Below are 17302 nucleotides of genomic sequence, written 5' to 3' on the forward strand. Positions count from 1 at the left end.
GGGGCGAAAGGATACCGCGTGCAAGGCACTATCCTGGTCATCGACGGCGTCTCCACCAACCGCATCATGCTGAAGGTGCAACTGGCGGCTGCCTATTATGATGTGGTTCAGGCCAGCGGCGTGGCCGGGGTCCTGAAGACCGCCCGCGCCCACCGCCCTGATCTGGTTCTCACCGCCATGTCGCTGCCCGACGGCACCGCTGCCGATGTGAAACACGCGCTGGCGGCGGATGAGGCCCTGGCCGATCTGCCGGTAATCGCCGTCTCCGACTGGGAAGGTTCCAAGGCCCGCCTGCAGGCGCTGGCCGCAGGCATCGACGATGTGCTGCAGCAGCCGGTGGACGACGTGATCCTGCAGGCCCGTATCCGCAGCCTGCTGCGCGCCCGCAGCGCCGACGAGGAGCTGAACCTGCAGCGCGATGCCTCGCACGGGTTCATCCTGCCGCTCAGCGACCGCTGCTGCGCCGAGGATCTGCGCGATGCTTCCGTTGCTCTGGTGGCGCAGGATCCCCGAACCGCTATGGCCTGGCGCGACCACCTCTCTGCAAGCCTGCCGTACAGCTTGCGCACTCATACGATCAGCGACATCCAGGGGCTGATGCAGGCGCCGGTGGCCGATGCCATCATCATCGAGCTGAACGAGACCTCCGCCGGCTCCGGCCTGCGGCTGCTTGCGGATCTGCGCGCCCGCGCCGCCACCCGCCAGACGGTGGTAATCGCGGTGCCCAATCCAGCTGATCCGCAGATCGCTGCCGAGGCGCTGGACCGCGGCGCCCATGACGTGCTGCAATCCGGCTTCGATGTCGAGGAGCTGGAGCTGCGCCTCACCGCCCAGCTGCAGCACAAGGCCCGCAAGGACCGGCTGCGCGACAGCGTCCGCAACGGGTTGCGCGCCGCGGTGCTGGACCCGATGACCGGGCTCTACAACCGGCGCTACGCCAAGCCGTTCCTGGACCGTGCGGCGCATTCTGCCGCCGCCAACGGCGAGAAATTCGCCGTCATGCTGGCCGACCTCGACCACTTCAAGCGGATCAACGATGTCTATGGCCACCCGGCCGGCGACGCAGTGCTGATAGAGGCCGCCCGCCGGATGCAGCAGGTGCTGGGCCCGGCGGATCTGCTGGCCCGCGTCGGCGGCGAGGAGTTCATGGCTGTCCTGCCCGGCACCAGCGAGGCCGAGGCCAGCATCGCCGCCGTTGCCCTGTGCAACGCGATCAATGGCACCCCCTTCGAGGTCCCCGGCGCCGCCGAGCCGGTCAAGGTCACGATCAGCATCGGCGCGGCGATGGGCGGCGGCCAGGACGGCAGCACCGCGGCACTGGTCGAGAAGGCGGATCAGGCGCTCTACAACGCCAAGCACGCCGGCCGCAATCAGGTGACCTTGTCCAAGGCATGCACCGAAGCCGCGTGAGCACTGCGCACCCTTCCGGTTATTAAAAAGGCAGCCGCAACTGGCTGCCTTTTCTGGTGAAAGGAGTTCTCAAGTAATCGCCGCAGGCGGATCAGTCCCGCCTGTGCCCAGCTCCTTGCCAATGCGTGCCGCGCCATTGCATCCGTTCTTCCATACGGTCCGCAAATGCGGCGCGTTCTTCCGGTGTCATCGCCTCCATCTTACTCACCCAGGCGTCCTGCACTTTGGTGTGGAAGGCGTGACGCGCGTCCGACTGGCTGCGCAGCATGTCCCGCAGCGCGGCGGCGTCGAAACTGCCGCTCCGCAGCGCCGCGATCACCGCTTCGCCCTCGGCGTGGCGGCGCTTGAAATAGCTGCCGTGATCCCCGCCCGCCTGCTGCCGCAGCGCTTTGCGGGTGTCACGGTCCAGCTCGCGGAAGATCATTGCCCCCACCGACGGCGGCCGCTGCCAGTGCCTGTCCTTGCCGGAGAACCGCCAGGCCGCCCCGGCCGCGATGCCGATCACTGCAAGGTTCAGCGCCAGCGAGGCCGCCAGCAGCAGTTTCAGCCACAGCTTCATTCCGGGTTTGCCCTCCGCAGTCATTGCAGGTCCTCGCTCAGCATTACCGCCATGTCATAACTTTCATCAGCAAATACGGTGCTGCTGTCTTCATAACCGGCCAGCGCCACCGGATCCGGCACAAAGGAAGGCGGTGCCACCCCGATCCAAAGGCCCGCCGCGCTGGCCGCCGCCAGCCCGCCCAAAGCAGGCCAGCCGCCGATCGCTTCGATCAGTTGCCGCCACTTCGGAAGCCGGGCCGCCCGCGCTGACCGCGCAGGCTGAAAGCCCGCTTGCTCCCGTGCTGCGTCCGCCAGGATGGCGGCGCTCAGATGCTCCGGCACCGCGGGCCGGACACTGCGTGCCGCGGCAAACAGATCCTCCAGCTCCTGCTGTGCTTTATCCGTGTCAGCCATCGCTATACCCCAATTCTTCGCGCCGCCCGGCCAAAGCCGCGGCCAGCGCCCGCTTGCCCCGGGCGGTCAGACTTTCCACCGCCTCGACGCTGATGTCCATGATCCCGGCTATCTCCGGGTTCGAAAGCTCTTCCAGGTGCCGCAGCACGACCGCCTGCCGCTGCCGTTCCGGCAGTTGCATCAGCGCCGCCTGCAGCGCATCCTGCCGCGCGCCCTCTTGCATCTGCTCCGCCGCCGAGCGGCCCGGATCGGGCGGCTCCGGCACCGCGTCCAGATCCACATGGCCGCCGCGGGCGCGCCGCTTGCGGTCGATGCACAGGTTCATCGCCACCCGGTACAGCCAGGTCGACACCTGCGCCTCCCCCGGCCGCCACTCCGGCGCCATCTTCCACAGGCGCAGCATCGCCTCCTGGGTCACATCCTCGGCCTCCGCGCGGTTGCCCATCACCCGCATCGCGACGCCAAAGACCCGCGGGCTCAAGCGTGCAGTCAGCTCCGCCGCCGCACGCCCATCGCCATTCGCATAGAGCACCAGCAAGGCATCGTCGGAGACCTCCCCCGCCGCTGCGCTCATCGCAGCCGGACCCGCAGCAGGGGTCCGGCGCCGTGATATTTCCGCGTTATGCAGCACGCTTCAGAGATCAGTTCTGCTCCGTTCCGTTCTCTTGCCAATACCCGCGGCGGTGCATGCCGCCGTGCTTCATGCGGGCATCTTCGAACTCTTCTTTCGAAATCCCGCCGCTGCCATCAGCATCCATCCGGTCGAACATCTTGCCCGCCCGGCGCGGCTGCGGCAGCTCGTCCTTACTCAACGCGCCATCGGCGTCCTTGTCAAAGCGTTCCAGCATCCAGGCAGCCCGCTCATTCGCGTGCTCCCGCGCCCGCGCCTGCATTTCCTCCAGCGTCAGCTTGCCATCGCCATCAGCGTCCGCCTTGGTGAAATGCGCGTCCTTCATGGCTTCGATCTCGGCCTTGGTGACCTCGCCGTTGCCATCCGCGTCGATCTCCTCAAAGGACATCCGCGGCCCGTGGTGCCCGAAGCCCTGTGCCAGGGCAGCGCCGCCTGCAGTCACGGCAGCGGCAGCAACAATCGCAGTGATGAACTTGACGTGTTTCATATCGTCTTTCCTTTGTCATGCGGCAGCCTCTTGCTGCCCGATGCATAGGAAAAACGCACGCGCCCCGCAGATCCGTCGCGGTTTTCCGAACTTTTTTGCCTTCCCCCGCACGTTGCGGCAAACCGGCGCAGAAATCGGGCTTTCCCCTTTCGCGCGCCCGCCGTTGCGCGCAAATATAAGTGCAGCACACAGGATATTTTCATGACCGAGTCCCCCGCCGTTACGGCCCCCGAGGCAGAAAACGACCGCCCCACCATGCCCGCCCTGGCCAAGGGCTGGCGCTGCAAATGCCCCAATTGCGGGCAGGGCAGGCTCCTGCATTCCTATCTGAAGGTGAACGAAAGCTGCAGCCACTGCGGCCTCGACCTGACCCACGCGCGCGCCGATGACGGGCCCGCCTACCTCACGATCCTGATCGTCGGCCACATCATGGCGCCGCTGATGCATGTGGTCTATTTCTCCTGGCGGCCGGAGCCCTTGGTGATGTTCACCGTGTTCACGACTGGCTGCCTCGCGTCTTCCCTCTATCTTCTGCCTCGGATGAAGGGGATCGTCATCGCCTACCAATGGGCGCGGCGGATGCACGGCTTCGGCAAGGGTACCCCGGCAGCGAAAGGGCAATAAGGGCATGAGCGACACATTTCTGAGCGGCGAAACCACCACCGACAAGACCGCGATCCGCAATGCGGCCACGGTCATTGCCATGCGCGGCCGGATGTCGGAGGACCCGCAGGTGCTGATGGGCCAGCGCGGCGCCAAGGCTGCCTTCATGCCGAACAAATTCGTTTTCCCGGGCGGCGCGGTAGACCTCGCCGATGCCCAGGTTCCGCTTGCCTCCCCGATCTCCCCCGTCTGCCAGGAACGCCTGGCCGACAAGGCACCTGCTGACGTGCACCATGCCCTCAGCGTCGCAGCCGTGCGCGAACTGTGGGAGGAAACCGGCCTGATCCTGGGCGAGCCCGGCAGCTGGAGCGGCGAGGTGCCCGAAGACTGGCAGAGCTTTGCCGCCACCGGTCATGTGCCCTCTGCCCGCGCCATGCAGTTCGTGTTCCGCGCCCTGACCCCGCCGGGCCGCCCGCGCCGGTTTGATGCGCGCTTCTTCCTGGTCGATGCCGATCAGATCACCGGCGATCTGGATGACTTCTCCCGCGCCGCGGATGAGCTGTCGCATCTGCAATGGATCCCGCTCAGCCAGGTGCGCAGCTTCGACCTGCCCTTCATCACCGAAGTGGTGCTGGCCGAGGTCACCGCCCGCGTCCGCGACGCCGAACCGCCGCAAAGCGTTCCCTATTTCCACAACAACGACGAGGCCAGCCTGTTCCTGCACCTCAAGGGCTATCCGATGCCCGCCGACGGGTAACGTTTTCCGGCGCGGAAAACGTCCCGGAAAACACGTGTTTTCCGAGCCGGAATTATCGCATAATTCCGGCTGCCCTGCCGCAGCCGGTGCCGCTCAGATCGCCAGAACCAGCACCAGGATCGACACGATCAGCAACGCCATGCCTGCCAGCTCGCGCGCCGTGACTTTTTCTTTGAAGAACAGCACCGAGGCCAGCAGCGACAGCAGCAGCTCCACCTGCCCCACCGCCTTCACATAGGCGGCGTTTTGCAGCGTGAAGGCCCAGAACCAGCAGAATGAGCCGCCCATGCTGGTCAGCCCCACCCAGACCGCCACTTTCCGCGCCGCCCAGACCCGGGCAATCTCGCCCTTGTCGCGCAGGCCCAGCCAAACCGCCATAAACAACGTCTGCAAGCTGACCACCGCCGCCAGCGTCACCGCCGCGCGGAACGCAGGCTCAAGCTCTGCCAGCTGCAGCGACGCGCCTCGGTAGCTGACGGCGGAAAAGGCAAACAGCACCCCGGATCCCAGCCCCAGCTGCGCCGCGCGGTTGGTCAGATGCCGCCACCAGGCGCCCGTGGCATCCGGTGCCCGGGACAGCACCAGCACCGCCGCCAGCCCGATCAGGATCGCTACCCAGCCGCCAAAGCTGACCGGATCGCCCAGAACCGCCAGCCCGACGATGGCGGTCTGGATCACTTCGGTCTTCTTAAAGGTGATCCCCACCGCAAAGTTGCGCTGTTTAAACAGCGCAACCACACAGACCGTCGCCAGGATCTGCGCGGTGCCGCCGATGGCCGCATAGATCCAGAACGCAGGCGGCAGCGGCGGCAGAGACCGCCCGGAGACCGCCAGATACAGCGCCAGCCCCGTCAGGATGAACGGTGCGGAATAGAAAAACCGGGCGAAGGTGGCTCCGCCCGGCGTCAGCGTTACGCTACTGAGGACCTTCTGCAGCATGAAGCGCACGGTCTGAAAGGAGGCAGCGGCAATGGAAACGGGGATCCAGGCAAACATGCCCCCGCTTATGCGCCCTTATTCCCCTTGCTGCCAGAGCGGATGGGGCACCGGGTCCTTGGCGCGCAGCAGGTAGTTGCGGAAAATCTGCAGGTAGTTGCGGTAGAAATAGCCGTCATTGGCCGCCAGGAATTCCGCCCTGCGCGCCCTGTACAGCCGCGGCAGCGCATACCAGGGCACGCCGGGATGCATGTGATGCACGATGTGCAGGTTGTTGTTCAGAAACAGGAAGGCAAGCGGGCCCTTGTCCTCGATCACCACGGTGCGGCCCTGGGCGGTCTCATGCGCCCGGTGCTCCAGAAAGGTGCGGATCTTCAAAAGGCCAAGCCCCAGATAGGCCCCGGCAACCGCCGCCCACAGCGGCGCTGGCGCCTGCCACACCACCCAGATCACCACTGCGAGACCAGCAGCGTGCAGGATCCAGTCGCGGACAATCCCCGGCTCCCCCTGGCGCGCCAGCCGCCAGTCGCCGGCCATGAAGCAGACCTGCCCGACCAGCGGCCCCAGCACCACCCGCCCCAGCAGGGTGTTGTTCACCCGCAAGAGCGCCTTGCGCCAGCCGGGCAACCGCGCCCAAACCGCCGGGTCCTGGAAATTGCTCTCCGGATCGTCATAGGGGTCGGTCAGCGCCTCGTCCTCATGATGCGCCAGATGGGTGTCGCGGAACCGGCCATAGGGGACCGCCATGCTCAATGGAAAAAACATCAGCGCCTCATTGAGCCGGCGGCTGCGGAACGGGTGCCCGTGCAGCGCCTCATGGGTCAGCGAGGAATGCAGCGCCGCCATCACGCCCAGCGCCAGCACCGTCAGCCCAAGGCTGAAACCGGGCAGCAGCCACAGCGCCGCCAGCCAGCCGCCGTAGCAGGCCAGGATCAGCGCCAGGGTGCCCCATTCAACGCTGCGGGGCATATATCCGCGGCAGCGCTCAGACATGGCGCCGCCCCCAGCCGATCTGCGCCCAGACCCGCTCATAGACCAGGTAGACGGTAAAGCCGATGCCGGTATTGACCAGCGCCATCATCCCGCCTGCCTTTACTGAGCCGGTGGCCGCCAGCCCCACCAGCGTCATCGAGACCAGCCCGAGAACGTTCCAAATCACCGCCTTCACAATGGAGCGCTTGCGCGTTTCCATAATGCCTCCTGCTATTCTTGGGTAAGTGCTTGTTTTCAAAGTACCGCAGCAGGAGGATGTGCAGAATTCCGAATGCAGTTAACAAAATCCATCAGATGTGATAATTGGAAACGAATGATAGAAAATATCGACAAACGGGTACGGGCAGAGCAGTTCCGGCAAAGGCTGAACAGGGCGCTGCGCGACAGCGGCCTCAGCCAAAGCGCCCTGGCCCGTGCCGTGGGGGTTGATCGCTCCACCATCTCCCAGCTCCTGACGGATGAGGGCGCGCGGCTTCCCAATGCCCATGTGGTCGGCGCCTGCGCCGGTGCGCTGGGGGTGTCTGCCGACTGGCTGCTCAGCCTATCCGACCGCCCCGAAAGCGCGGCAGAGCTGCTGGCCTCCAGCCTCTCCCTGACCGAGGCCCCCCGCGCCCTGGTCGATGAGCGGATCTTTGAGTGGCATCAGGAGGCAGAGGGCTACAAGATTTGCCATGTGCCCGCTGCGCTCCCCGACATGCTGAAAACCCGGGCACTGCTGGAGTGGGAATATTCCCCCCACCTCGGCCGCACCGCCGGCCAGGCCATTGGCGCGTCTGAGGACCGTCTCACATGGATGCGCCAGTCGCCGTCTGATTATGAAATCGCCATGCCGCTCTATGAACTCGACAGCTTTGCGCACGCAGCGGGCTACTACGAGGGCCTGCCGCTGGAGGTCCGGCTGGAGCAGCTCATCCAGTTCGAACGCCTGTGCGAGCAGCTCTACCCGCGCCTGCGCATCTACCTGTTCGATGCCAAGCGGCTCTACTCCTCCCCGATCACCATCTTCGGCCCGCTTCTGTGCGTCTTCTACGCCGGCACCCACTACCTCGCCTTCCGCGACAAGGAGCGGATTGCCACTTTCACAAACCATTTCGACAATCTGGTGCGCGAGGCCGATATCACCGCGCGGCAACTTCCGGGGCGGTTGAGGGCACTGCGGGCCGCAATTTCCTGACCGCCCCGGCAGGAGCGCCGGAATTATGCGATAATTCCGGCTCGGAAAACACGTGTTTTCCGGGACGTTTCCCGCGCCGGGAAACGTTGCCCGTCCGGTCAGCCTGCCTTACACCTTCGGGTCCGGGTTCTCGGTATGACCGTCGACGGCAATCACCTGCCCCGACACCAGCCGTGCTGCGTCCGAGCCGAGGAAGACCGCCATATTGGCAATGTCGCTGGCTTCCACGAACCGCCCCATCGAGGTGCCCCCGGCATAGCCCGCATAGACCTCATCCCGGGTCATGCCCTTGGCCGCGGCCTCGCGTTCCAGCACGCCTTCCATCCGCGGGCCTTCCACCGCGCCGGGGCAAATCGCATTGGCGCGGATGCCAAAGGGGCCCAGCTCCATCGCCAGCGTCTTCATCAGCCCGATGACCGCCCATTTCGCCGAGGCATAGGGCGCCCGGTTCGGATAGCCATACTGCCCCGCCGTCGAAGACGTCACGATGATCGAGCCGCCCCTAGCCGCCTTCATCACCGGCGCCGCGTATTTGGCCGCCAGAAAGCAGCCCTCCAGATTGACGCTCACGCATTTGCGCCAGTCCTCCAGCGCAATGTCCTCGACCCGCGCGGTCGGCCCGGCAATGCCTGCATTGGCACAGAGCACATCCAACCCGCCCCAGACCTCCGCGATCTCGGCAAACAGCGCCTTGACCCCGGCCTCATCGGTGGCATCCACCGCCGTTGTCCGCCAGCCCTCCGGCGCGTCTGCCAGCGCCACCGCGCTGACATCCGTTACCCAGACCTGATGCCCGGCGGCGGCAAAGCCCTCCGCCATCGCCCGGCCGATGCCTGAGCCGCCGGCGGTGATCAGAACCCGGCTCAACGCGGAGCCCCGATTGCGCGGCCCAGCCCCTCAGGGGCAGGCAGCGCCGCATGGGCTTCGGCCAGCTTCACCAGGTTGGCCTCGATATGCGGCGCAGGCGGCGCCGAGCGGCGGGTCTTCAGGTCCACATGCAGCAGCATATGCTCACCCGTCGCCAGCAGACGCTCGCCCGAATACATCTCATGCCACAGATGCATCTTCTTGCCCGCGCCCATGATCACCCGGGTCCGCACCTGGATCGGGTCGCCCGCATGAACCTCGTCGATGTGGCGGATGTGGGTCTCGGCGGTGAAGTAGCTGCCGCCGTTGGCGATATACTCCGCATCGCAGCCGATGATCATCATCAGCCGGTCGGTGGACTGGGCAAAGGCATCCAGATAGCGGCTCTCGGTCATGTGGCCGTTGTAGTCGGTCCAATCCAGCGGCACCACGCGGCTCTGGGTCAGCACCGGCTGGCTCAGATCTTCCAGGTCATCCACCGAGCGCATCAGCCCGGCCTCGTCCTCGCGCCCCTTGTCATGGGCATTCTGAAGCGCACCCGCGCCCCAGTCGTTGCTGCCCAGCGCCCGCATCATGCCGACCAGATTGTCGTCGCGGATCCGCTCCATCTCGCGGATATCCAGATGGCCCGACTGCGCGTCGGACTGGCCCGCGATCAGATCGACCAGCTCGTCGGTGAATTCCGGCACATCCATCAGCTTGGTCCAGGGCCACGACAGGCACGGCCCGAACTGCGCCATGAAGTGGCGCATCCCCGCCTCGCCCCCCGCCACGCGGTAGGTGTCGAACAGCCCCATCTGCGCCCAGCGGATGCCAAAGCCATAGCGGATTGCGTTGTCGATCTCCTCGGTGGTGGCGATGCCGTCCTTGACCAGCCACAGCGCCTCGCGCCAGACCGCCTCCAGAAAACGGTCGGCCACATGGGCGTCGATCTCTTTCTTCAGGTGCAGGGGATACATGCCGATGGCACTGATGATTTCCTTGGCGCGGTCGATGACACCCGCCGGGTTGGCCTCCGTCGTGACCAGCTCCACCAGCGGCAGCAGATAGACCGGGTTGAATGGATGCGTCACCACGATCTGCCCGGGGTTCTCGCGCCCGTCCTGCAACTGCGACGGCTTGAAGCCCGAAGTGGACGAGCCGATCACCGCATCCGGCGCACAATGCGCCTGCAGCTCGGCATAAACCCTTTGCTTGAGGTCGAGCCGCTCCGGCACGCTTTCCTGAACCCACTCAGCGCCGTCCACGGCCTCCGCGATAGTCTCATGGAACGTGAGCTGCCCCTCCGCCGGCAGCGCCACGTTGCCCAGTCCCGGCAGCGAGCGGCGCGCATTGCCCAGCACCTCGCCGATCTTGCGCTCCGCGTCCGGGTCCGGGTCGAACACCCGCACGTTCCAGCCATTGAGCAGGAACCGCGCGGCCCAGCCGCCGCCGATAACCCCGCCGCCGATGATTGCTGCCGATTGCTTCACCATTGTCGTCCATCCTCCGAGGGACCCGGCCGCCGGGCCCGTGTGTTATTCCTTGGTCTGAGGCACCATCTCCAATGCCTCAGGATCATAGCCGTTGCGGCGCAGCACGGCCTTGGCCGCTTCCAGCTCCGCCGCGCCAAGTTCCGGGCTGCGCGCCAGGATCCAGCCCTGCTCGCCGCCCGGGGTGCCGACCACAGCGACCGAGTAATCCTCAGTCACGTCCAGCACCCAGTAATCGCCCCAGGTCAGGGGCAGCCAGCTCAGCCAGGAGACAAAGTTCACCTCCAGCTTGCCGGGCGCGCGGACACGGGCCACCCCTTCCGCCGAGTCGACCGGTCCATCAAGGCCCTCCCGGCGGCAGCGGTTGATGACATTGATCCGTGCATCCTCCCGTGCGCTATAGGTTGCCGTCACGCCTTCGCAGCCCTCTTCAAAGCTGTTGGGAAAGCGGGCGATCTCGTACCAGGTCCCCAGATAGCGGGTGAGATCCAGATCTTCCTGCACCGTCATCGGCACATTCGTGTCCCGGTAGCCCTCAGCCCGGGCAGTGGCCGCCGCGGCGGCGATGATAAGGGCTGAGGCAGCAACTGCCGGGATGAATTTGCGGAAGGTCATGGCCAGAATCTCCTGAGTCGGGGCGTTGGTTTTTCATCACACCCCAACGTCCCGCATCCTGGGCGGTTCCCTCAGCCGCCCGCCGGCGCGCGTTTGGTCAGACCCAGCTTCTCGCGCACCTCCTGCGGCCCGATCACCCGCGCGCCCATATTCGACACGATGGTGTTTGCCCGCTCGACCAGCTGCCAGTTCTCGGCCAAGACCCCCTTGTCGAGCCACAGGTTGTCCTCCAGGCCCACCCGCACATTGCCGCCCGCCAGAACCGACTGCGCCGCATAGGCCATCTGGTTGCGGCCCAGCGCAAAGGCAGAGAAGGTCCAGTCGCTGGGCACATTGTTGACCATCGCCATGAAGGTGTTCAGATCATCCGGCGCCCCCCACGGCACACCCATGCACAGCTGCACCAGCGCGTTCGGCTCCAGCACGCCTTCCTTCACCAGCTGTTTGGCAAACCACAGGTGGCCGGTGTCAAACGCCTCAATCTCCGGCTTCACACCCAGATCGGTCATCATCTGCCCCATCGCCCGCAGCATGCCGGGGGTGTTGGTCATGACGTAATCGGCCTCCGCAAAGTTCATGGTGCCGCAGTCCAGCGTGCAGATCTCCGGCAGGCATTCCGCCACATGGGCGACGCGCTCGGTGGCGCCGACCATATCGGTGCCGGCCTCTTTCAGCGGCAGCGGGTTCTCGGTGTCGCCAAATACCATGTCGCCGCCCATGCCTGCGGTCAGGTTCAGAACCACATCCACATCCGCATCGCGAATCCGGTCAGTCACCTCACGGTACAGATCCAGCCGGCGCGACGGCACCCCGGTCTCCGGATCGCGCACATGGCAGTGCACGACAGCCGCCCCGGCCTTGGCGGCGGCAATGGCCGACTCGGCGATCTGCTTGGGCGAGCGCGGCACATGCGGGCTGCGGTCCTGGGTGCCGCCAGAGCCGGTCACGGCACAGGTGATGAAGACCTCGCGGTTCATTTCCAGAGGCATTTTGCTTTTCCCTTCGATGTACAGGGTTTTGCCACGGGTTATCCCCAGGCTCCTCCCCAGATTCTGATTTGCGCTGCCTGCAACTCTGCCGCAGCCTTTTGCAGCACAGTTTACACCAGGCGAATCGAAGTTGATGAAATCCGCAAAAAACATCCTGCAGCCCGAGAACCGGCCGCTGAAAACCGCGCTGCTGGTGCTGGACGAATGCAACACGCTGTCCTTTGCGGCCGCGGTGGACCCTATGCGCGCGGCCAACCGGCTTGCGGGCCGCGCCGCCTTTGACTGGGACTACATCAGCGCCACCGCTGAGCCGCCGATGCTGACCAGCGGCCTCACCGTGCCCAGCATCCCCCTGGCCCGGCTTGAGGGCTGCGAGCTGCTGATCGTCGTGGCCGGCTTCCAGCTCGCCCGTCACGCCACCCCCAGCCTGCTGGCAGGCCTGCGCCGCATCGCCGCCACCGGCGCCACCATTGCGGGCATCGACGGCGGCCCCTGGCTGATGGCCGAGGCCGGGCTGCTGGACGGCCACCCTGCCACCACCCACTGGGAAGACCTGGAGAATTTCGCCGCCCGTTTCCCGGAGGTGGACGCCCGCAGCGACCGCTTCACGGTATCTGATGCCCGCCTGACCTCTGGCGGCGCTACCCCTGCGATCGAGATGATGCTGCACATCATCGGCGCCCGCCACGGCGCAGGCTTCGCCGCCCGGGTGGCCGGGCTGTTCCTCTATGATGGTCCTGCCGCCGCGTCCCGCCCGCAAAGCCGTTTGGGCGGCCACAAGCACAATGCGCTGACCGCCAAGGCCAACGCGCTGATGGAAGCCGCGCTGGACGAGCCGCTGCCGCTCAGTGCCATTGCCGAGACGCTTGGCACCAGCCCGCGCAGCCTTCAGCAGCAGTTCCGCCTGCGCCTGAACACCACGCCGCAGGACCATTACCTGCAGCTGCGCCTGGCCGAGGCCCGCCGCCTGGTCACCGACACCAGCATGCCGCTGATGGAGGTGGCGATGGCCACCGGCTTCACCTCGCAATCAAGCTTCGCCCGCGCCTTCCGCACCGCCCACGGCACCTCCGCCCGCGACCTGCGCCAGGAACAGGCGCGCCCGACCGCGCATTGATGCCGGCAGGATCCCTTTCATCTGGCTGTAAATATCCCGGGGGTGAATTGCGCCAGAAGCGCAAGAGGGGGCAGCGCCCCCTCCTCCGCCGGCGTCAATAGGGCATCGGATGCGCCCGGTGCGCTGCGTTGATCTCGTCCAGAACCTCCTGGCTCAGCTCCACTTCCACCGACTTCAGCAGATGCTCCAGCTGCGGCAGGCGGGTGGCGCCAAAGATCGCCGACGCCATGAACGGCCGCGTCCGGCACCAGGCCAGCGCCATATGCACCGGATCCAGCCCGTGCCGCTTGGCAATCTCCAGGTAGGCCGCCACCGCATCATAGACCCGCGGCGAGTGGCGCCCGCCCAGCTCAGGGTTGATCGACTTGCGCGACCCTTCCGGCACCGCCCCGTCCTGATACTTGCCGGTCAAGAGCCCGGTGCCCAGCGGCGAAAACGCCATCAGGCCCACGTCCTCATTGACGCTCAGCTCCGCCAGGTCGGTGTCGTACATCCGGCACAGCAGCGAATATTCGTTTTGGATCGAGGCCACCCGCGGCCCGCCGCGCGCCTCTGCAATCCTCAGCCATTGCGCAGTGCCCCAGGCGCTCTCGTTCGACAGGCCAAAGGCCCGGATGGTGCCGCGCTCCACTTCACGCTGCAAAGCCTCCAGGCAGTCCTCCATGTTGGCCAGCACCTCCTCGCGGTTCTGCCCGGAGGGATCATAGGTCCAGTTCTGCCGGAACATGTAGCTGCCCCGGTTCGGCCAGTGGAACTGGTAGAGGTCGATATAGTCGGTCTTGAGCCGCTTCAGCGACGCCTCCACCGCGGACGCGATGGTCTTCGAAGAGATCGGCGCCCCGTCCCGCGCATGCTTCATACCCTCGCCGGAATGCTTGGTCGCCAGGATATAATCGCCGCGCCGTCCGGTCTTTTCGTTCCAGTTGCCGATGATGCGCTCACTGTCGCCCAGGGTCTCTGCGCTGACCGGATTGACCGGGTACATTTCGGCCGTGTCGACAAAGTTCACCCCTGCCGCAAGCGCCATATCAATCTGCGCATGGGCCTCATCCTCAGGTGTCTGGGTGCCAAAGGTCATCGTGCCCAGGCACAGTTCGGAGACCTCGATGCCGGTGCGTCCCAACGGGTTCATTTTCATATCACGCGCTCCCCTGTTCCGGATTTGCCCGCGACCCTAACCGGCAGGGCGGCAAGTGCAAGCCGCTTGCACCCGCGCGGCAAACCCGCCAGCCTGCGCGCAAGCCGAGCAAAGGAGATCCCATGCCGCAAACCATCACCAAAGGCGTCAAGGCGCTGCTGACCGAGGCCAACAGCCTTGTCGAAACCATGAGCGTGGAGGAGGCCAAGCAGAAGGTCCTCGACGAGAATTATGTTTTTATCGACCTGCGCGACATCCGCGAGCTGCAGCGCAGCGGCATGATCCCCGGCGCATTTTCCTGCCCCCGCGGGATGCTGGAGTTCTGGATCGACCCGGACAGCCCCTATCACAAGCCGGTGTTCAACCAGGACAAAACCTATGTGTTCTACTGCGCCAGCGCCTGGCGCTCGGCGCTCAGCGCCAAGGCGGCGATGGAGATGGGCCTGAAACCGGTGGTGCATCTGGAGGGCGGCTTCACCGAATGGGCCAAGCAGGGCGGCCCGGTGGTGCCGCGCGAGGGCTGAACCCTCTGCATGATGCAGCCCGCAGCCCCATTCACCCGGCGGCACGGCACCCCGCCCTTCACAGCAGCCGTGCTGCACGGCGGCCCGGGCGCCGCCGGCGAAGCGGCCCCGGTGGCACAGGAACTGGCCGCGCGCGGGTTTGGGGTGCTGGAGCCCTGGCAGTCCGAGGCCTCCGTGGCCGGCCAGGTCCGCGAACTTCGGGCGCAGCTGGAGGCAGGCTGCGACGGGCCCGCGGTCCTGATCGGCTTTTCCTGGGGCGCCTGGCTGGCCTGCCTGCTGGCGGCCCGGCACCCGGATCTGGTCTCCAGGCTGGTGCTGGCAGGCTGCCCGCCGTTCGAGCCCCGGTTTGCCGCGCAGATCAATGCCGCCCGGCAGGCCCGCCTGCCGCCTGCGGAGTGGCAGGAGCTGACAGCCCTGCTTGACGGTGCCGGGATGGAGACAACAGCCGGGCTGGCCCGCGCAGTGCAGCTGCTCGACAAGGCGGAGGCCTATGCGCCGCTGCCGGATCTTCCGCCTCCGTCCCTGTCCTTTGACCGCAGGGTGTTCGCAAGCGTCTGGGCCGAGGCCGAGGCGTTGCGCCGCTCCGGCGCGCTGCTGCGGGAAGCGGCCGGGATCCGCTGCCCGGTGATTGCCCTCCACGGCGACCACGACCCGCACCCGGCCGTCGGTGTTGAACAGCCTCTGAGGACGGTGCTGCCGGAATTCCGCTTCCAACTGCTGCGGCGCTGCGGCCACAAACCCTGGATCGAGACCCATGCCAGGGCGGCGTTCTTCCAGGCGCTGGAGGGCGCGCTCAGCCCGGCCTGAAGTGTTTCGAACCGGCCTGCCGCATGCGCCGCCGCGCCGCGCCTTGCGCGGCGCCCGGCCCAACCGGAATGGCGCCTCCCGCAGGGGCGCGGGCCCGGGCGGGAGAGCCTCTTTCCGGCAGGCTCGCCAATTGAGAACAAAAAGCGAACATGCTACAGTTCCCCCATGCCGACTCACCTGCTCAACCGCCGCCGCCACAGCCCCCGCCCGGCGCTGTCCCTGATGGAGGGGATCGCGTTGGAACACGGCCGCACGCATGAGGCCTGCGGCCCCGCCCGCCACCGCTTTGCGCTCTGGCTCGCCGCCGCCGCCCCGGGGCCGGTCCTGTGGCTGTCCCCGCCGCGGGGCGGCCGCCAGCTGAACCCGGACGGGCTGGCCGCCTGCGCCAGCCCCGCCCGTTTCCTGTTCGTGCAGGCGGCCCGGGCAGAGGATCAGCTCTGGACCATGGAGGAAGCCCTGCGCAGCGGCGCGGCAGCGCTGGTGGTGGCCGAACTGCCCGAGCCGCCCGCCATGACCCCGGTGCGGCGGCTGCACCTGGCGGCGGAGGCCGGCGGGCGCTTCGGCCCGGCGCCGCTGGGCCTGCTGCTGACCCCCGGCCAGGGCGGCGCCCAGGGCATCGAAAGCCGCTGGCACCTGGCCCCCGCCCACCACCGCGCGACCCGCAACCGCTCGCGCCATGACATGCCCGCGTGCGGCTTGCCCCCCGGCCAGGACGCCCCCGCCCCGCAAAGCTGCTGGAGCCTGCAGCGCCTGCGCGCCCGCACCCTGCCGCCCTGCAGCTGGCAGGTCCTCCAAGCCGCCCGCGGCGGCGCGCTGCGGGCTGTTCCGGCGCCCCCGGTAGCCACAGATCCCGCCCCGGCCGCCCGCGGCCTGCCGCACGCGCTGCCCCAATGCCTCCCCCATGGCCAAACCGGGGCTCTCCCGCACCCGCAGGAGGCCCTGGCTGCGCCAGCGCCGCCTTAGCGGCTTTGGGCCCGGCACCGGGCAAAGCCCGGTGCCGGGCCCAACAGGCAATGGCTTTTGACAAAAAGCCGGCGCCTGGCGGGAGCCCGCCGCGGCTTCACGGGGCCGCGCGGGAAAGTGACCAGCCCCGCCGGAAAACCCGGATAAGGTCAGACGGCAGCCCGCGAAAACGGATTGGGAGACCCAATGCACAGACCCCGGATACCGCCTGCGCGGATACAGCGCCGCCGCCTGCTGGCCATCCTCAGCGCCGCGCTGCTGGCGCCGCAGGCGCTGATGGCGGCGCCGCTGCCGTACCGCCTGGTCCCGGAGGCCACGGACGTCCGCTTTACCTTCCTGCTCAACGGCCAGCCCCAGCAGGGCCGCCTTCCGGTCCGCGCCGCCCGTATCCGCATCGACCCGCAGAACCTGGCCCGCAGCCAGGCCGACATCACCCTAGACGCGCGGCGCGCCCGGACCGGGCTGATCTTTGCCACCGAAGCGCTGAAAAGCCCGGGCGTTCTGGACACCAATCGGTTTCCGGAGATCCGCTTCCGCTCCACCCGCATCCGCCTCGGGCCGGACGGGCGGCTGTCCGGCGGCGCGCAGATCACCGGCGACCTCACCCTGCGGGGCACCACACGGCCGATCACGCTGCAAGCCGCGCTCTACCGCCGCCCCGGCACCGCGCCCGGCGACCTGCGGGAACTGGACGTGCATCTGACCGGTGCGCTCAGCCGCGCGGCCTTTGGCGCCACCGGATACACCAATCTGGTCGCCGACCGGGTGAGCCTGGCCATTCGGGCCCGCATCCGGCAGGCCCGCTGACCCCGCCGCCGCTGTGCCGAAAAGCACCGGCGCGCAAAAATACGACACGGGTTTGGCG

The 17302-nt window shown here is 67.1% G+C and carries 21 protein-coding genes; 9 read left to right on the top strand and 12 right to left on the bottom strand.

Translation table 11 applies throughout. The annotated features are described in order from the left end of the window. Positions 1–18 precede the first annotated feature (18 nt). The gene (locus ACXAED_RS02755; protein ID WP_475046706.1) at positions 19–1410 is read left to right on the top strand and encodes a diguanylate cyclase domain-containing protein; all 1392 of its coding nucleotides are present in this window, start codon (positions 19–21) and stop codon (positions 1408–1410) included. A 91-nt stretch (positions 1411–1501) separates the two neighbouring features. Here the strand turns inward: ACXAED_RS02755 and ACXAED_RS02760 are convergent, their stop codons facing one another. The 4 genes from ACXAED_RS02760 to ACXAED_RS02775 form a co-directional block, all read right to left on the bottom strand. Continuing rightward, positions 1502–1993, bottom strand: coding sequence for a periplasmic heavy metal sensor (locus ACXAED_RS02760; RefSeq protein ID WP_475046708.1), 492 nt, complete (start codon positions 1991–1993; stop codon positions 1502–1504). Beyond that, positions 1990–2364: a hypothetical protein gene (locus ACXAED_RS02765; RefSeq protein ID WP_475046710.1), complete on the bottom strand. Its 375-nt coding sequence runs from the start codon at positions 2362–2364 to the stop codon at positions 1990–1992. The genes ACXAED_RS02760 and ACXAED_RS02765 overlap by 4 nt, the downstream gene beginning before the upstream one ends. After that, on the bottom strand, positions 2357–2938 hold the full coding sequence (locus ACXAED_RS02770; RefSeq protein ID WP_475046711.1) for an RNA polymerase sigma factor: 582 nt from the start codon (positions 2936–2938) through the stop codon (positions 2357–2359). Before ACXAED_RS02770 ends, ACXAED_RS02765 begins: the two co-directional genes overlap by 8 nt. A 67-nt stretch (positions 2939–3005) precedes the next feature. After that, complete coding sequence (locus tag ACXAED_RS02775; RefSeq protein WP_475046713.1) at positions 3006–3482, bottom strand: EF-hand domain-containing protein; 477 nt, start codon at positions 3480–3482, stop codon at positions 3006–3008. Between the two features lie 201 nt (positions 3483–3683). Between ACXAED_RS02775 and ACXAED_RS02780 the strand changes: the two genes are divergently transcribed. Together ACXAED_RS02780 and ACXAED_RS02785 are read left to right on the top strand one after the other, a co-directional pair. Beyond that, complete coding sequence (locus ACXAED_RS02780) at positions 3684–4106, top strand: DUF983 domain-containing protein (protein ID WP_475046714.1); 423 nt, start codon at positions 3684–3686, stop codon at positions 4104–4106. Between the two features lie 4 nt (positions 4107–4110). Beyond that, the gene (locus ACXAED_RS02785; RefSeq protein ID WP_475046716.1) at positions 4111–4842 is read left to right on the top strand and encodes an NUDIX hydrolase; all 732 of its coding nucleotides are present in this window, start codon (positions 4111–4113) and stop codon (positions 4840–4842) included. A 93-nt stretch (positions 4843–4935) separates the two neighbouring features. Here ACXAED_RS02785 and ACXAED_RS02790 read toward each other — a convergent pair whose 3' ends face one another. From ACXAED_RS02790 to ACXAED_RS02800, 3 genes are read right to left on the bottom strand one after another with little or no spacing between them, the layout of a single operon-like run. Beyond that, positions 4936–5838, bottom strand: a complete 903-nt coding sequence (locus ACXAED_RS02790) for an EamA family transporter (RefSeq protein ID WP_475046718.1) — start codon at positions 5836–5838, stop codon at positions 4936–4938. An 18-nt stretch (positions 5839–5856) separates the two neighbouring features. Further along, positions 5857–6747 carry a fatty acid desaturase gene (locus ACXAED_RS02795; protein ID WP_475046720.1) on the bottom strand — a complete coding sequence of 297 codons (891 nt, stop codon included), beginning with the start codon at positions 6745–6747 and terminating at the stop codon, positions 5857–5859. A gap of 16 nt (positions 6748–6763) precedes the next feature. Beyond that, complete coding sequence (locus ACXAED_RS02800; protein ID WP_475046722.1) at positions 6764–6970, bottom strand: DUF2061 domain-containing protein; 207 nt, start codon at positions 6968–6970, stop codon at positions 6764–6766. Between the two features lie 114 nt (positions 6971–7084). Here ACXAED_RS02800 and ACXAED_RS02805 point away from each other — a divergent pair, with 114 nt between their 5' ends. Beyond that, positions 7085–7945 carry a helix-turn-helix domain-containing protein gene (locus ACXAED_RS02805; RefSeq protein ID WP_475046723.1) on the top strand — a complete coding sequence of 287 codons (861 nt, stop codon included), beginning with the start codon at positions 7085–7087 and terminating at the stop codon, positions 7943–7945. A 108-nt stretch (positions 7946–8053) separates the two neighbouring features. Here the strand turns inward: ACXAED_RS02805 and ACXAED_RS02810 are convergent, their stop codons facing one another. From ACXAED_RS02810 to bcoG, 4 genes are all read right to left on the bottom strand, one after another. After that, positions 8054–8812: an SDR family oxidoreductase gene (locus ACXAED_RS02810; RefSeq protein WP_475046725.1), complete on the bottom strand. Its 759-nt coding sequence runs from the start codon at positions 8810–8812 to the stop codon at positions 8054–8056. After that, positions 8809–10284, bottom strand: coding sequence for a carnitine 3-dehydrogenase (locus tag ACXAED_RS02815; protein WP_475052990.1), 1476 nt, complete (start codon positions 10282–10284; stop codon positions 8809–8811). Before ACXAED_RS02815 ends, ACXAED_RS02810 begins: the two co-directional genes overlap by 4 nt. A 45-nt stretch (positions 10285–10329) precedes the next feature. Further along, a complete protein-coding gene (locus tag ACXAED_RS02820; RefSeq protein ID WP_475046727.1) occupies positions 10330–10899 on the bottom strand; it encodes a lipocalin family protein in 570 nt (189 codons plus the stop codon). 71 nt (positions 10900–10970) lie between these two features. Continuing rightward, on the bottom strand, positions 10971–11888 hold the full coding sequence (bcoG, locus tag ACXAED_RS02825; RefSeq protein WP_475046729.1) for a 3-dehydrocarnitine:acetyl-CoA trimethylamine transferase BcoG: 918 nt from the start codon (positions 11886–11888) through the stop codon (positions 10971–10973). 133 nt (positions 11889–12021) lie between these two features. Here bcoG and ACXAED_RS02830 point away from each other — a divergent pair, with 133 nt between their 5' ends. Then, complete coding sequence (locus ACXAED_RS02830; protein ID WP_475046731.1) at positions 12022–13005, top strand: GlxA family transcriptional regulator; 984 nt, start codon at positions 12022–12024, stop codon at positions 13003–13005. A gap of 94 nt (positions 13006–13099) precedes the next feature. Here ACXAED_RS02830 and ACXAED_RS02835 read toward each other — a convergent pair whose 3' ends face one another. Further along, positions 13100–14143, bottom strand: coding sequence for an aldo/keto reductase (locus ACXAED_RS02835; RefSeq protein ID WP_475046732.1), 1044 nt, complete (start codon positions 14141–14143; stop codon positions 13100–13102). Positions 14144–14265: 122 nt separating this feature from the next. On the opposite strand from ACXAED_RS02835, the gene ACXAED_RS02840 reads away from it, so the two are divergent. From ACXAED_RS02840 to ACXAED_RS02855, 4 genes are all read left to right on the top strand, one after another. Then, positions 14266–14667 (top strand): rhodanese-like domain-containing protein, encoded by a 402-nt coding sequence (locus ACXAED_RS02840; protein WP_475046734.1) that lies wholly within the window; start codon positions 14266–14268, stop codon positions 14665–14667. A gap of 9 nt (positions 14668–14676) precedes the next feature. After that, complete coding sequence (locus ACXAED_RS02845; RefSeq protein WP_475046735.1) at positions 14677–15474, top strand: alpha/beta fold hydrolase; 798 nt, start codon at positions 14677–14679, stop codon at positions 15472–15474. Between the two features lie 165 nt (positions 15475–15639). Further along, positions 15640–16437 carry an ImuA family protein gene (locus tag ACXAED_RS02850; protein WP_475046736.1) on the top strand — a complete coding sequence of 266 codons (798 nt, stop codon included), beginning with the start codon at positions 15640–15642 and terminating at the stop codon, positions 16435–16437. Between the two features lie 186 nt (positions 16438–16623). Next, positions 16624–17244 (top strand): YceI family protein, encoded by a 621-nt coding sequence (locus tag ACXAED_RS02855; RefSeq protein ID WP_475046738.1) that lies wholly within the window; start codon positions 16624–16626, stop codon positions 17242–17244. The last annotated feature ends 58 nt before the right edge of the window (positions 17245–17302 follow it).

It is taken from the genome of Leisingera sp. ABM4_103 (genome assembly GCF_056158685.1).

What these genes read in the sequence shown, in the direction of transcription:
- ACXAED_RS02760 (WP_475046708.1), bottom strand. Translation starts at nt 1,993, where the DNA reads ATGACTGCGGAGGGCAAACCCGGAATGAAGCTGTGGCTGAAACTGCTG.
- ACXAED_RS02765 (WP_475046710.1), bottom strand. Translation starts at nt 2,364, where the DNA reads ATGGCTGACACGGATAAAGCACAGCAGGAGCTGGAGGATCTGTTTGCC.
- ACXAED_RS02770 (WP_475046711.1), bottom strand. Translation starts at nt 2,938, where the DNA reads ATGAGCGCAGCGGCGGGGGAGGTCTCCGACGATGCCTTGCTGGTGCTC.
- ACXAED_RS02775 (WP_475046713.1), bottom strand. Translation starts at nt 3,482, where the DNA reads ATGAAACACGTCAAGTTCATCACTGCGATTGTTGCTGCCGCTGCCGTG.
- ACXAED_RS02780 (WP_475046714.1), top strand. Translation starts at nt 3,684, where the DNA reads ATGACCGAGTCCCCCGCCGTTACGGCCCCCGAGGCAGAAAACGACCGC.
- ACXAED_RS02785 (WP_475046716.1), top strand. Translation starts at nt 4,111, where the DNA reads ATGAGCGACACATTTCTGAGCGGCGAAACCACCACCGACAAGACCGCG.
- ACXAED_RS02790 (WP_475046718.1), bottom strand. Translation starts at nt 5,838, where the DNA reads ATGTTTGCCTGGATCCCCGTTTCCATTGCCGCTGCCTCCTTTCAGACC.
- ACXAED_RS02795 (WP_475046720.1), bottom strand. Translation starts at nt 6,747, where the DNA reads ATGCCCCGCAGCGTTGAATGGGGCACCCTGGCGCTGATCCTGGCCTGC.
- ACXAED_RS02800 (WP_475046722.1), bottom strand. Translation starts at nt 6,970, where the DNA reads ATGGAAACGCGCAAGCGCTCCATTGTGAAGGCGGTGATTTGGAACGTT.
- ACXAED_RS02805 (WP_475046723.1), top strand. Translation starts at nt 7,085, where the DNA reads ATGATAGAAAATATCGACAAACGGGTACGGGCAGAGCAGTTCCGGCAA.
- ACXAED_RS02820 (WP_475046727.1), bottom strand. Translation starts at nt 10,899, where the DNA reads ATGACCTTCCGCAAATTCATCCCGGCAGTTGCTGCCTCAGCCCTTATC.
- bcoG (WP_475046729.1), bottom strand. Translation starts at nt 11,888, where the DNA reads ATGCCTCTGGAAATGAACCGCGAGGTCTTCATCACCTGTGCCGTGACC.
- ACXAED_RS02830 (WP_475046731.1), top strand. Translation starts at nt 12,022, where the DNA reads ATGAAATCCGCAAAAAACATCCTGCAGCCCGAGAACCGGCCGCTGAAA.
- ACXAED_RS02835 (WP_475046732.1), bottom strand. Translation starts at nt 14,143, where the DNA reads ATGAAAATGAACCCGTTGGGACGCACCGGCATCGAGGTCTCCGAACTG.
- ACXAED_RS02840 (WP_475046734.1), top strand. Translation starts at nt 14,266, where the DNA reads ATGCCGCAAACCATCACCAAAGGCGTCAAGGCGCTGCTGACCGAGGCC.
- ACXAED_RS02845 (WP_475046735.1), top strand. Translation starts at nt 14,677, where the DNA reads ATGATGCAGCCCGCAGCCCCATTCACCCGGCGGCACGGCACCCCGCCC.
- ACXAED_RS02850 (WP_475046736.1), top strand. Translation starts at nt 15,640, where the DNA reads ATGCCGACTCACCTGCTCAACCGCCGCCGCCACAGCCCCCGCCCGGCG.
- ACXAED_RS02855 (WP_475046738.1), top strand. Translation starts at nt 16,624, where the DNA reads ATGCACAGACCCCGGATACCGCCTGCGCGGATACAGCGCCGCCGCCTG.